The sequence below is a fragment of the Nostoc sp. WHI genome (genome assembly GCF_015714725.1).
Taxonomy (GTDB): domain Bacteria; phylum Cyanobacteriota; class Cyanobacteriia; order Cyanobacteriales; family Nostocaceae; genus Nostoc.
In genome coordinates, this window is sequence record NZ_WBKM01000390.1 from 17418 (window position 1) to 31138 (window position 13721).

Sequence of the window (13721 nt, forward strand, 5' to 3'; positions counted from 1 at the left end):
TGTTTGAAATGGAATGAAACAGCCCTGGGGCTAGGGGGGATCTCAATACAACCATAGATTTTTCAAACAACCTCTTAAACTAAAGCAAAGTATGCAGGATTCGTTGTTAGAATACGACCAGTCCGCTCAATTAAACGAGATACACAGCTTATGATTACTCAAATGATGGTTCAACCCTCATTCTGGGTAGATTCTGGAATAAAACTCAGTAAAATTAGGGACGTATATCTATTTAAATTTACTGAAGAATTGCAGTCTCGACTCGAAGAACTGTCACAGAATAAAAAAGCCGGATTGCTAACATCAGAGGAAGCTGCTGAATTGGCAGGCATACGGAACTGGATAGAATTTTTACCTTGCTCAATGCCAAAATTATCTCTGATATCAAGTTCGGTTGAACACAAGTCAATTGCGAAGGTCGTGAAGCAATCTCCAAACCCTTGCGATTGCTTCACGACCTTCGCAATGACATATCACAAGTAATTTACCGTACATGATATGAGTCATGGGGAATTTGCCAGACATAAATAATTAAGTAATAAACTAATATTTTTGCAATATGTTTATTGCTGAAGTTGTTCAATTAGATCAATAATTTGTTGGTAATTCTGGATATTTCCTTCTTGATAATACAAGTCTGCGGATTTCTGGAAATCGGTAATTGCTCCTTGATAGTCTCCCAAATTTTGGTGGACATCTGCCCGAAGGATGTAAGCTGAAGCCCAATTAGGCTGACGCTGTAAGGCTTGATTCAAGTCTGCAAGCGCTCCCTGCAAGTCTCCTACCAAAGAACGACTACGACCCCGATTATACCAGTCTTCAGCAAAACTGGGATCGATCGCGATCGCCCGACTGTAATCTTTTATTGCCCCTTGATAATCTTTTAAAGCATAGCGAGCATTAGCGCGATCGCTGTAAAATGCAGCAGATTGGGGATTAATTTGCAAAGCTTGGGTGTAATCTGCGATCGCACTTTCATATTCTTCTAAAGCATAGCAGGTAGAACCCCGGTTATAATAAGCTTCAACTAAATCGGGATTAATTTGTAATGCTTTGTCGTAATCTGCAATCGCCCCGTGTTCATCTCCTAAAAGACGACGAGTATTTCCCCGATTGCAATACGCTTGGGAAAAATCAGCAACAAGCTCTATGGCTTGAGTGTTATCATCAATTGCTCCCTGTAAATCTTGCAAAGCTTCACGGGCAATACCCCGACCATAATAAGCGGCGGCTAAGTTATCATTAATCTGCAATGCTCGATCATAATCTTTAATGGCTCCTTTATGATCTCCTAAAGAACGACGAGCCGCCGCGCGATCGCAATATCCTTCAGCTAAGTTAGGATTGAGTTGTAATAGGCGATTGCTATCTTCAATTGCACCTTGATAATCTCCCAATCGGCGACGAGCATTTGCCCGAAAGCCGTATATTAAGGCTAGAGTCGGATTTTCTTGTAACGCTTGGTCATAATCTGCGATCGCTCCCTGATAGTCTTCAAGAGTACTACGGATAAGACCGCGTTCGCAATATGCCTGCACATCATCAGGATTCAGCCTCAGTGCTTCGTTAAAGTCTTCAATTGCTTCCTGATAGTTTTTGAGGTGAGAGAGAACAAGACCCCGATTATAGTATGCTCCGGCAAAGCTAGGATTGATTTTTAGGGCGTGGTTGTAATCTGCGATCGCACTTTCATAATCTGTTAAAGCATAGTGGGCATTACCTCGGTTATGATAAGCTTCAGCTAAGTTAGAATCTAACTTTAATGCTCGGTCATGATCAGCGATCGCTTCCTCATAATTTCCTAAGATATGCTGAATATTGCCCCGATTGCTATAAGCTGCGGCAAAATGGGGATGCCATTGTAAAGCTTGCTGAAAATCTGCAATCGCTCCTTGGTAATCACCTTCCTCAAAACGAGCTACACCGCGATTATGATAAGCGTTGGCAATGTCAATATTGATATTATTAGCCAATTGGGTACTATTTTCTATTGTTTGAATATAATCTGCGATCGCTTTGTCATAATCTTCCAAAGCAAAGTAGGCATTCCCCCGGCTGTGGTAAGATTGGGCTAAATTGGGATCGATTTGTAATGCTTGATTATGGTCGGCGATCGCTTCTTCATAATCTCCTAAAAAGTAACGTGCATTAGCCCGGTTGCAGTAGGCTAAAGCAAAATTGGGATTGATTTCTAGTGCGCGATTGAAGTTTGCGATCGCACTCCGATAATCTTTGAGTTGACCAGTTAAAATAAGCCCTAGATTATGGTAAGCTTCAGCAGAATCAGGATTTATATTTATTGCTTGGGTGTAAGCTGCGTTCTCCTCTGGGGTTGCCGCAGGCATCGCTGCTTGATAGTCCCCTTGCAAATTGTTATTTAATCCTTCGTTAAAAAAATCTTCAGCATTCATATAATTTTTTTGGCTTTTGATATTTCCTTACCCTAAAACATCAGGATTATTAACGATATGTTTTCAAACTCATTTCAATTATTATTATGACTGTTACTAGAATTTTTTGCTCAATCCCGCAAACGGGCTTCATTTATTTGAAAGTGTAAGAGCATCAATTGCGATGCTTCGCATACGATAGTTTCAATCCCGCTACTAGAACACCGATTCAGTAATCAGGATGAAATAGCAGACTGCTCAGTAGTGTGAGTAAAAATTTTGGCAAGGACATGAAGATTGTGAACAACGGCAGTACGGCGAAGATCAAATAAATTTTTGCGAGAACCAACATAACGAGCTTGATCCCCCTGCCATCGACCCATGTGAGATAAGGAATGCTCAACAGCAACACGTTCTCGGAGCTTGGCACGACCAGTAGGCGTTAATTGACGTTGTTGTAGTTCCCGAAATAATGGTTCATCAGGATGAATCGAAACACTGCGCCCAGTTTTGGAAGTAGTACAGCGTTCTCTTACCGGGCAAGTTGCACAAATATTTTTTGGAAACTGAACTTTGCCACCAACGCTAAAAGGTAAAGTGACCCCATGCGGGCAGGAAATAGTGTGATTGTCCCAATCGAGGATAAAAGCAGTTTTGGTAAACCTCTTGCCGTTTTTGACCTGCCAAGCTTTACAGTAAATAATTAGTTCTTCATCTCTGTTTTGAACTAAGGAACTACTGAGGTAAGCACGGTCAATGTGTAACTCAACCAACTTGACTTTCTGAGATTTCAAATCGATAGCAATTGCATCACCAACAGATGCTTCAGGGACATTTGCTCTTGTGATTCCCACGGCTCGAACCAGCCCGTTGTCTAAATCACGTAAGATATGACGCTTATAACCATCAAATCGTTGGCTCTTACTTTTACGTCCATGCCTCATTTCATCATCTTCGATGGAGATGCGTCGTTCTTTTGCAACACCAGACAGTAGTTTGATCTCACCATGAGCATCGACTTCCACATCCTGTGCTTCAATCAGCCTTGCAGTTTCCAACGCCGAACGAACTTGAGGGTGGTCAATATTTTCGGGCTGTGCTTGTGCAAAAGTTTCAAATCGCTCTAAAGCGTCCAGTACAATTCCCAAAGCTAAATTTTTTTGGTCTGGGTCATCCCAATTTAAGTCTCTTCAATTGCTTCGGCATCTGAGGCACCTGTATATGCTTGCAGGATGACTGCTAACGCCAACTGTGCTGGTGGTACTGGTGGATGTCCTTTTGGAGAATCTGCATACAACTTGCCCAGTTCTGCTTGAAATTCTTCATCAAATAATTGATGGCGATATTGCCGTAAGAACGTAAACAGCTTTGCTCGTTTAATTCGCTTAACGATGCTTTGCTCTAATGCTGATAGTTCTATCGGTGGCTGCCATATCTGGGGTCGCATACGTAATTTCGCTGTTGGTAATGCACATTTATTACCTGAATTTACATCAATTCGGGCTATGTCTCTCCTTGAGACTTTATTAAACATTCCTCAAAGCTTGTTTGTTGCTATAAGTATTGTCTGGTAAACGTTTTCTCTATTTTCTCTTCCATTATTTACTTCACTCTGGGTTGATTTTTCTTTTCTTCTGCGATTACTGAATCGGTGTTCTAGGAAAGTTTACTGTTATATAGGAATCCTACTTGAATCTTGCTCAGTATAATAGACTTCTTGCAAAAGTCCTTCTTTTCAACTTCTTCTTTGCGCCTTTGCGCCTTTGCGTGAGACAAAAAATTATTTATACAAGAGGTCTGCGCCAGATTTTCACCCAGCACTCTCAATACTCTTAGTTTACTATTTTTGACCTTGATTAACTCTCCTTTCCAATTCAGCCTCAGCCTCTTCAATCGACATTCAGTAGAAGGATTTTAACTGCTCTGGCGTTGGCTCCATTTTATTCTACGGTTTTTGACGTTCCGTATTTTCTCATAACTCAATTATGATTGCTATATCTTTGATACTAGCACAGTAGAAACAGGCACCATATAGTTCGCTTTCACAGGCTTAGTTGGTATAATCTCAACCTTCCAGTCTGAAGAATAATTAGACAACTCATAGCCAACACTCTTAACATGAGCTAACATCAACTCATCCCTTTGATACCAAACTGCAAATATTCTCTCCCTGCCATCATATAGCGTCTCTAAATCAATTTGATAAGCCTCATTTACCCGCTTCAGTTTCAAACCTAACAAATTTAACAATCGGCTGAGTATTTTTATCGCTGAAACCTGCTCTTTCTCGCCAATTAAGTTAATCCCAAGCGCTCTTTTAATATGCTTGCTATGCTGAAAAGCAATATTTTTCAGCAATATCAAATCTGTATCACTTTCGGCAAATTCTCTTTCTGCTTCAATAAATTGAAGCATTCCCAAAGCTCTCATAGCTTCAACTTTCAGCGTATAAGTTTTTAAATCTGGTAGAAAAACTTTCCCTTCACCCCAAGATAATTGCTGATGCCATTCTTGCTCATCTCTAACATGAAAATATTCGCTTTCGTGAGTTAGATAATAGTGAATTAAAAGTTGAGGATAGTATCCTTGGTCATCCTGCAACTTCAGCCAAGGAGTAACTTCTACACCATATCTTTGTCTGATAACATATTTATTTATTTGGTTACGTTCTCCATCGGTCAAAGAATGCTTCACTAATAGCTGCTCATGTTCTACATAATCGATATCTTTAGCATTAGCTACAGCCGTCGCTAATGTTAATTGATTTTGCTGCTTAATGTCTTTAATTTTGCGTTTAATTTCTTTAGCTTTTTGACGGCTTTGCGCCCAATCTTTTTGAACTTTGACAATTTCTAAAATTAACCTTCTCCGAGTTACTGAATCATCGATGTCAGTTGCCAAAAAGGCCAGACGTAAATCTCTGATAATATTATTATGAACCGCATTACTCCGCATCTGAATTTGATGCCCATCAGCAATCAAACCATCTTGCATCGATTGACGGTAAAGGCGAATAGAAGCATTTACTCTTGCAGACAACTTCGCCCAAGTTCGCAAATGAATCGGGTCATGAACTAAAGGTAAATCTACATCTATTTTATGTAGTGGACTAAGCAAAGCTAAATTTTCTTTTTGATTTTCTTGATACCAATCAGATAGCAAGCGATAATTTGTACTACCACTACCAATTAAACCAATACCTCGTTTAGCACACCAGACAACACGCGGCACATCGTCCCGCACCCTCGCTAATGCTTGTCTTGCTTCCGAGTCAGGAATTACCCCTTGAAAAATGCCGTAAACTCGGTCGAAATGTTGGACATCAATACTAATTCCCGTACCAAGACTAGGGGTAACGAAAACGCCGTCATATTCAGATATTTTTTGATTAATAGCTGCGATAAAATCAACCGCCGCATGACCAGGTGTGTTTGTAGTATGGCTACTAACTACCAGAGTTTTAGGAAATTGTCGCCGTAATTTTTGTAACCGTTCTTTCAGGTAACGTTCAATGGTTTCACAACTATAACGCCCAGCGCGACTATCGGTAGTAACGTAACATTTACGTCCAGCAAGTAAATCCAATTCCAGTTGATGAATTAGCGGCGTTGGGTTCGGCGAATCATAAAAAGTAACGTCCCAACCTTGCTGAGGTTTCCACTGGTTGAGAACTACCCAAGGTGTTAACTTAATTCCTGCCAATCCCTGTAAATATTCTAGTGAAACATCTGATAAATCAGCATCTTGGGCAATTACTAACCCCCCAGTTGTTAAAACTGTAGAAATTAGTTGCTGAAATAACTTTAATATTTTTACACGCTTATGTTTACAAGTACTACTGTTTAATAGATGCCACAAAGATTGCTCTACTTCATCTAAAATTACTATTGCCCCGCGCCAATTTTCCGGGTTAAGTTTCCAAATAGAATCAACGCACAATCCAAGGGAGTGTTGAGGAGAGGGAGAGCGAAGAACGGGAGGAGCGGGGGTAAGTGTTTTCTCAATCCTTTTATCCCCATCTTCTTTATGTGTTCCCCATTGAATACCAATTTTCTCACACAAAAATCGTCCTAGTAAAATTCTGTGAGTAATTAATAAAACGGGTTGATTTCTAATTTTTGCTTGCTGAACAACGCTTTGCAATGCTGTAGTTTTCCCCGTTCCTTTCGCCGACTTTACTCCTACTAATCCAGAGGCGGGGAAAGGGATTTCACCTATATAAGGACGATTGAATGTGAGTGCAGCAGGAATGGTTAACTCGGTGTGGGGTTTAGTTTGAGCAAGATAAATTTCTAAATCAACGCTTTGGCGATAAACTCTATCGAAACTACTTGCACCTTTAGCAACGATAAACTCATCAACTCCTTTTTCTATTCCTGGAAGTTCGATAACTTTAACAGGGCAATTTTTTTGTTGGAATAAACAACCAAGTTGAGAAATGGCATTATTTATAGCAGCAATTTTCTTAGGTTGAGTTTCAAAATCAAAACAAATATAAAAGCTACGCTTTGTAATCGCAAATGCCGCTAAATCTGGAGTCAGCTGACGACGGGTAACTTTGCCAAATTCATCTTTGACAACCCGATAACCACTGGTAATTCCGGGAATGGCAATAGCTGCATATCCTTGAGTCAACAGCGTTGCTGCTTTCTTCACACCCTCGCAGATGACGAGGGGGATATTCTGTTCCATCACCCATTGCCAAAAGCCTCCAGCTTCCCCATCGGGCGTAATGGTGATATTGTCAGGCATGGCTAGATTGTAACGTTCAGCGACTTGCTGCCATATTTGCAGCGTCACTCGCAAACAAAACACCCGCGTTGGTGTGCTGGGGGGATGCTCGTATTTTATGGACTTGCCATTATCATTTTGTCGCGGTTGGCTTGGCTTAAAGCATCCCCACTCCATCATTTGCCAATTATTGAGGGGGTCTAGTCCAGAACACCACCAACCGCCTTCAGTGATATGAGCATAACGCTGTAACCAACTACTTTTCACCATTCCGCTATTGGTGCGAGGAAGCAGTTCAGAAATCAACAGGTACTCGTAGGCGGTTACGCCTTGGAGCGACCGAAAATTGAGATGCACTAGGTGTAAATCTATACCACTAATCTTGACTAATTCTTCAAGGTGTTGGGGGTGTAAATAGTGCAGATGCATAGGAAAAGCCCCGAAGGGAAGACAATGAGATTAAAACATTAACACGCATCTCCTAGTTCCTTATAAGCAATATTGCGAAGCTTTTATGATGCTTTTTTTACTACGTTCTAGGAGACACATCGGTTAAGGCTCTAGTGGGTTATTCTGCCTATTAGATCCCCGAAGTAATAATTTTGTATTGTGATATTTGTTCGCTATTAATTTTTATTTATCAGTAAATTTATGCGTTAAGGAATGCGATCGCTTGAGGAGTTGCAGCAGCGATCGCTATAGGGTAACATTTTACAAGACAAGCTTTATCAGGAATCGTAGATGCAGAGCATCTGTCAAACATCACTTCTGGGATAAAAGCTTATCATTTGGATAGAGACTATGAGTTACACTGTTCAATAAAGATAGTGTCTGCAAGTATGGATTCTCTCAAAGAAAAGATTTTGGAAAAACTAGAAAGCCTTCCAGAAAATGCACAGCAGGAAGTTCTAGATTTTGTACGGTTTCTAGAGTGGCGAAAGGAGAATCGTCAAGAATCTCAGTTATCTATAGTCAGTGAAGAATTAGATGAAGAATCTGATGCGGGATGGCTAGAAAGCGACTTATCAAATTTAGGTAGCTATGAACCTTATGATTGGCAACCCGGCGAACTAGATAAAGGTTTGCCTGTTAAGTATGTTCCTGGAATGGGAGTAGTCATTGTTGAGGAATGACTACTCGTTCTTTAAAGTTTGGGGATGTTGTAACAGCACGTTTTCCTCAACAAAACCCTCAAGGTCGTGAGCAAGAAGGTTATAGACCTGCAATTGTTTTTTGGTTTCCAAACCGTTAACTTGAGTATATATTTTTAAGCGAAAATATGATCATTAAATACCTCTGCTCTTACCACTCTCCCCTTTCTATTAGTAGTTCCTGCGTACATATATGAATAATATTTTCCATACTTATTATCAGGTTTATTTCTATTCTCTAAGAGTAGTGATTCCAAATTTGTTAGACGTTCAACAACATTGTCTGGTATCTGGTTTATGTGCTTTGCTAACTCGACAACAAGCGTAAAGAAATTAGACTTTCTAAACCAAATTGAATCAGATGGTAAAGCCATATCACTAATGGTAGCAAAAGTCTTTATGAGCATAGCTTTCATGTGATCTTTATTAGGGTATTCATCATTGTATTGAGCGATATAATTTTCAACTTCTTTATCTTGAGGAAAATACCCACCATTTTCAATAGTTGCCATTACTAATAATATAAAGTATAAATCAGCCATTCTGGTGAATTCTGATTCATGAAAAACACCATATTCCTGCAAAGAAATATCTTCTAAAATACTCTTGCCAGTTTTGATAAAATAGCCACTATATATAGCATTATGTATTTCTATATCGTCCAGTTTAAACTCTGTCAAATTAATTCTGCGGAATATTTCTCTGATTGCTTCCTCTGAGACTTTACCTATATCTCTTACAACAATTTGATATGACAGGAATTCTTCTCTTTTATCTTCTGTTAAATCTTCAAATTTAGGGATTTTATTTAAGCTTTTATCGTTATCATATTGATGATCAATATACCGTTTTATTGTAGTTAGTCTTTGTTGTCCATCAATAACGTGTTGTGTTGTACGTAGCTTTTTCGTATCAATGTCACCTTGACAAACATAAATTTCAGGGAAAGGATATCCTTTTAAAATAGTATCTATAAATTCCTCTTGGTGATCATGAGTCCACACAAACTTTCGTTGAAAGTCAGGTCTTAATATAAATTTTCCTCCTTCAATATTCTGGTAAATATCAGCAATAGTAGGATTAGTCACTGATGGTTTAATTTGATTTGCCATGTTCTCCACCGATTTCTAAAGATTTTTTTAGATCTATTAATCCACTTACTTCATACATTTCAAAATGTTGATAAGTTTTGAATATACCAGCATTTACTTTATAGTCACCAACTTCTGATTTACCGTAAGAAATAGAGTTAAAAAAATCAAACCATTTATTCTTTAACTCCTTAACCTTAAACGACAGTGGAAGCTTGTCAGGCCTTATCCATCCGATTGCTGTGTATTCCAAAAAAGAATGGTACATATTTAACTCATCATGTGTGACTGTTCTTCTTGCTCTCCTTAGTTCCATCTGATAAATACAAATAATATCAATAATTCTGTCATATAAGTTCTGCGATACTATAGCAACATCAATGTCTAAGTCATAATCAAAATTTTTCCTTTTACGTGGACTAAATCCCAATTTCGCGGAGCCTGTTATGAAAACTTCATGAAAAGCAATATCAAATTTTTCAGAAATTCTTTTTCTAAATTCGTAGTATTTATCTTCTTGTCCCTCAAAGATATGTGGAGTGCCATGTAAAACTTTTTTCCTGCATAAATCTATTACAGCAGCATCATCTTTAATTTCTTGTAGAGATGATATAAATTCATGTACATTCACAGCTATATTTTTCTCAGTAAGGTCTAGCAGTATTTTAAATACTTGGTATATATAATAACATAAATTATATTAAAAAAAGTAAAACTTAGTAGTGAAGCATAAATATTAAACTTCACTTCCAAGCAATATAAACTAAATCCCTAACCTACGCCCCGACAGCCTCCTTTGCGGCGTACAATACCTCAGCGTTGATTTTCTTGAAACCGCGATCGCAATTAAATTTACTGGTGCTGCACTAGATTTATATTATGTTAGGTGAAATCATTGCTAAATGGCAGGTAAAACTTCTAATTCACTAGGATGAGTTAAAACCTTGCCTAATAGCTCACTGAAATAAACAACTTGATAATTAGGTGCAAGTTCTGTTTGCAGTTGCTTCCACAGACTAATTCCTTCTTCTTCAAAAGCCGCTTCAGCCTCTGTACTCACCTCTGGTGAGTTAGTAGGATCTTGCAAATTTAATGTTGCATTGTAAATTTCTTCCCATTTGTCCAAGCGTTTAATAGTTTCTTGAATTAATGGCAATGTTTTTGGGTCAATATTGCCAACTTTCTCAGGACTTACCCACCATAGCGGATAGCATCCATAGTCAGCCATAAGTTTGATTTTTTCTATATTAAACTGTCTGTCTTGTATCATGTTCAATACTTCCCCAAGTTTCAGGTAGAGGATTGACCCAGGAAATAGGCACAGAAACAACATCTAGAGTTTCATCATCTTTAAAGATTTCTAAAATATATCCTGGCTCTTGCTGAGTTTTAGTAGGACGCAGATGATCCAACACAACCCCTCTATCACCAGCTTTTACAGGGCTGTTAGGAACATGCTGCTTCAGTTCTACCCACTGAAATAAACTAGCTGTTGTCATCGTTTAATTCTCCCGTGATTTATCAGGATATAGTGTTATAAATCTAACAAATTCTGTTTCTTCATCTTGTTGCCAGATAGTAATTACCTTAATTAATAGACCATTAGGCCCAGACCACTCGCTTTTAACCTCAAATTGAGTCCCCCAATCACTACGGGTGACTTTTGCAATTTCAGAACCTTCTACAGCATTTATTATATCGTTCTTAAGAAGTTCCCAGTTGTCAAGATTATATCCTGCTAAAGCTAAGTATCTTGATTTATCACTTTTAGGTTGATAAACAAGTAGGTATTTAGTTATTTTTTCATCTTGAATTATTAAACATGATGGCATTTTCATTAGTGTCATTTATAACAGATTTATTATTTTTAATTTAGCAGCGAACAATACGAAATAAATAAGCAAAAAGGGCATCCATACAGGACACCCTTTAGTTTAAATAATTGCTAACTCCCAAATCTACGCCCCGACAGCCTCCTTCGCGGCGTACAATACCTCAGCATTGATTTCTTTGAAACCGCGATCGCAATTAAATTTCTTGGTGCTGGACTAGATTTATATTCTGTTACATGAAATCATTGCTAAATAGCAGTTATTATTCAGACCTTGTATTCCTTTCTATGCGGCTTAAAAGGTCGATGATTGCTATCAATACTGCTGTAAATATATTTATAATAATGCAGGTAATCCCTGCATAAATTAAATACGCAAAAACTATTATATTAAATCCACCAAACATGAAAATTGAAAATATGACAAGAGAAAAAACGATTACAATAAAAAAATAAGCGATGAACTGAACTCTTTTTAGAGTCGTAATTAATCTGGTGTGTAGTCGATTTTCGTTAGGACTACTAGGTAATTGATTGCTGCTCATAAATATCTCATTTTTAATCAATTAGTTTGTTTGCCCAGGAAAATTTTTTTGATAATAAGCAGAAGAGTGTTCTTTCAAAGAAACACTCTTCTATGGAATTCTAGGTATCAGTTTTATAGCTGATAACTAAATTATCATTAAGCTCCGACAGATTCCTTCGCGGCGTACAATACCTCAGCATTGATTTCTTTGAAACCGCGATCGCGCGCAAATTTTTCAGTATTACGCTTCACTTTACCGCGCACAAATCCAGGAATCTTATTCAATTCTGCTTGACCATCTTTTGTCCAATTCAAATCAGAATCCGCAGAAATTCCCCTAGTAATTACTTCTTTGGTATCATGACCACCGAAGATTTCTAACAAGTGATCTTCCATTCCCAAAGTGAAGGAATTGTAAATCAAATCTGTAATCTGATTCGTGCCTTCGTAACCCATAAATGGTTTGTAACCAATGGGGAAGTTTTGGACGTGGATTGGTGCAGCAATTACGCCGCAGGGAATATCTAAGCGCTTACCAACGTGGCGTTCCATTTGGGTGCCGAAAATGGCGGAGGGTTCGACACGAGCGATCGCATCCCCAATTTCACCATGATCTTCGGAAATTAGCACTTCATCGCAATACTCGCTAACTTGTTCGCGGAACCAGTCTGCATCATATTTACAGTAAGTTCCAGCCCAAACAACATGAATCCCCATTTCTCGCGCCAGAATCTTGGTGATGGCGGCGGCGTGGGTGTTGTCACCAAAAACCACAGCTTTTTTGCCAGTCAAGTTTTGACAGTCAATCGAACGAGAGAACCAAGCAGCCTGAGATACATACAAGGTTTGCTCATTGATGAAGTTTTCATAGTCAACTTCTGCACCTTGAGCGTTAATTACCTGCTGAATTTTGCGAATACAACGGGCAGTTTCCACTACACCCATTGGAGTAATATCTACATAAGGTGTGCCGAATTGTTCTTCTAGGTAACGAGCTGTGGTCAAACCGAGTTCACGGTAAGGCACCAAGTTAAACCAGGCTTTCGGCATCTTCTTCAAGTCGTTCACCGAAGCACCTTCGGGAATTAAGGTATTTATCTCAATCCCCAAGTCAGCCATCAGCCGTTTCAGTTCGGTGCAGTCGTGATTATTGTGGAAACCAAGGGTAGTAGTACCAATAATGTTAACTGAGGGCTTTTCAGTTTTGCCTTCTGGCAATTCGCCCCGTCTTCGAGCTTTTTCAATGTAGTATTGGACGATTTGATCCAAAGTGCGATCGGCGGCTTGCAGTTCGTTGTAGCGGTAGTGGTTCACATCCGCCAACATTACATCTCCTTTCGCTTCCAACTGCGATCGCTCGACAAAGTTGTGCAAATCCTCTTGTAAAATGCTAGAGGTGCAGGTAGGAGTTAACACAATCAGATCCGGGTGTTCCTCGGCATCCTTGCGAATGATGTTATCTACCACCTTTTCTTGAGAACCGCGTGCCAAAACGTTGCGATCGACGACACTGGTTGTCACCGGAGTAAAATCCCTCTCCCGCGATAGCATGGAGCGCATGACGTTAAAGTAGTCATCGCCAATGGGGGCGTGCATGATCGCATGAACGTTTTTAAAAGAAGTAGCAATTCGCAGAGTGCCGATGTGGGCTGGGCCTGCATACATCCAATAAGCCAATTTCATGCTTTTGTTCTCCCTTTTAAACTCAAATAACTAAAGTAAGTGGGCGTAAAAAAAATATAAGATAAACCTAACCCCTTCGGTGCGTAGTTTACCGCCGTAGGCATCGCGCAGCGTGCTGTTGGCAGAGAAGGGAATTAGGATTAAAGCCTCTGCCCTGCAAAGAGAGAGGTCTTATATTTAATTCAGCCCATCTACTTATAAGTGCTTGATTATTATTAAATCGTTTCTAATTTTCTCAAACCTGCTGGCTGATAAAAAATAAGGTTTGTTGCGGGTTTTACGGAAGGCGATGAAGCTGAAACCTAGTTACCGCTTAAA

General features: G+C 39.2%; 10 protein-coding genes and 2 pseudogenes. 3 read left to right on the plus strand and 9 right to left on the minus strand.

Annotation, left to right across the window (positions count from 1 at the left end; all coding sequences use genetic code 11):
• The first annotated feature begins 150 nt into the window (after positions 1 to 150).
• A pseudogene (locus F8S12_RS39950) lies at positions 151 to 398 on the plus strand (hypothetical protein).
• A 165-nt stretch (positions 399 to 563) separates the two neighbouring features.
• Here the strand turns inward: F8S12_RS39950 and F8S12_RS39955 are convergent.
• From F8S12_RS39955 to F8S12_RS39965, 3 genes and pseudogenes are all read right to left on the minus strand, one after another.
• Positions 564 to 2411, minus strand: coding sequence for a tetratricopeptide repeat protein (locus F8S12_RS39955; protein WP_196521799.1), 1848 nt, complete (start codon positions 2409 to 2411; stop codon positions 564 to 566).
• A gap of 215 nt (positions 2412 to 2626) precedes the next feature.
• A pseudogene (locus F8S12_RS39960) lies at positions 2627 to 3837 on the minus strand (transposase).
• 545 nt (positions 3838 to 4382) lie between these two features.
• On the minus strand, positions 4383 to 7550 hold the full coding sequence (locus F8S12_RS39965) for a plasmid replication protein, CyRepA1 family (protein ID WP_196521800.1): 3168 nt from the start codon (positions 7548 to 7550) through the stop codon (positions 4383 to 4385).
• Between the two features lie 398 nt (positions 7551 to 7948).
• Between F8S12_RS39965 and F8S12_RS39970 the strand changes: the two genes are divergently transcribed.
• The gene (locus tag F8S12_RS39970; RefSeq protein ID WP_331001498.1) at positions 7949 to 8254 is read left to right on the plus strand and encodes a DUF2281 domain-containing protein; all 306 of its coding nucleotides are present in this window, start codon (positions 7949 to 7951) and stop codon (positions 8252 to 8254) included.
• Positions 8251 to 8373, plus strand: a complete 123-nt coding sequence (locus F8S12_RS41460; RefSeq protein WP_230968597.1) for a type II toxin-antitoxin system PemK/MazF family toxin — start codon at positions 8251 to 8253, stop codon at positions 8371 to 8373. The genes F8S12_RS39970 and F8S12_RS41460 overlap by 4 nt, the downstream gene beginning before the upstream one ends.
• A 15-nt stretch (positions 8374 to 8388) precedes the next feature.
• On the opposite strand, the gene F8S12_RS39975 is transcribed toward F8S12_RS41460, so the two are convergent.
• From F8S12_RS39975 to bchB, 6 genes are all read right to left on the minus strand, one after another.
• On the minus strand, positions 8389 to 9384 hold the full coding sequence (locus tag F8S12_RS39975; RefSeq protein WP_196521802.1) for a DUF262 domain-containing protein: 996 nt from the start codon (positions 9382 to 9384) through the stop codon (positions 8389 to 8391).
• Positions 9368 to 9994, minus strand: coding sequence for a hypothetical protein (locus F8S12_RS39980; RefSeq protein WP_196521803.1), 627 nt, complete (start codon positions 9992 to 9994; stop codon positions 9368 to 9370). Before F8S12_RS39980 ends, F8S12_RS39975 begins: the two co-directional genes overlap by 17 nt.
• Positions 9995 to 10261: 267 nt before the next feature.
• Positions 10262 to 10633, minus strand: a complete 372-nt coding sequence (locus F8S12_RS39985; protein ID WP_196521804.1) for a hypothetical protein — start codon at positions 10631 to 10633, stop codon at positions 10262 to 10264.
• Positions 10611 to 10862, minus strand: coding sequence for a hypothetical protein (locus F8S12_RS39990; protein WP_196521805.1), 252 nt, complete (start codon positions 10860 to 10862; stop codon positions 10611 to 10613). Before F8S12_RS39990 ends, F8S12_RS39985 begins: the two co-directional genes overlap by 23 nt.
• Positions 10863 to 10865: 3 nt before the next feature.
• A complete protein-coding gene (locus F8S12_RS39995) occupies positions 10866 to 11201 on the minus strand; it encodes a DUF6883 domain-containing protein (RefSeq protein ID WP_196521806.1) in 336 nt (111 codons plus the stop codon).
• Positions 11202 to 11876: 675 nt separating this feature from the next.
• Positions 11877 to 13403 (minus strand): ferredoxin:protochlorophyllide reductase (ATP-dependent) subunit B, encoded by a 1527-nt coding sequence (gene bchB / locus F8S12_RS40000; protein WP_196521807.1) that lies wholly within the window; start codon positions 13401 to 13403, stop codon positions 11877 to 11879.
• Between the last annotated feature and the right edge of the window lie 318 nt (positions 13404 to 13721).

Excerpts from the sequence above, each read along its gene's own strand:
- F8S12_RS39975 (WP_196521802.1), bottom strand. The coding sequence starts at position 9,384 with ATGGCAAATCAAATTAAACCATCAGTGACTAATCCTACTATTGCTGAT.
- bchB (WP_196521807.1), bottom strand. The coding sequence starts at position 13,403 with ATGAAATTGGCTTATTGGATGTATGCAGGCCCAGCCCACATCGGCACT.
- F8S12_RS39955 (WP_196521799.1), bottom strand. The coding sequence starts at position 2,411 with ATGAATGCTGAAGATTTTTTTAACGAAGGATTAAATAACAATTTGCAA.
- F8S12_RS41460 (WP_230968597.1), top strand. The coding sequence starts at position 8,251 with ATGACTACTCGTTCTTTAAAGTTTGGGGATGTTGTAACAGCACGTTTT.
- F8S12_RS39990 (WP_196521805.1), bottom strand. The coding sequence starts at position 10,862 with ATGACAACAGCTAGTTTATTTCAGTGGGTAGAACTGAAGCAGCATGTT.
- F8S12_RS39985 (WP_196521804.1), bottom strand. The coding sequence starts at position 10,633 with ATGATACAAGACAGACAGTTTAATATAGAAAAAATCAAACTTATGGCT.
- F8S12_RS39995 (WP_196521806.1), bottom strand. The coding sequence starts at position 11,201 with ATGAAAATGCCATCATGTTTAATAATTCAAGATGAAAAAATAACTAAA.
- F8S12_RS39965 (WP_196521800.1), bottom strand. The coding sequence starts at position 7,550 with ATGCATCTGCACTATTTACACCCCCAACACCTTGAAGAATTAGTCAAG.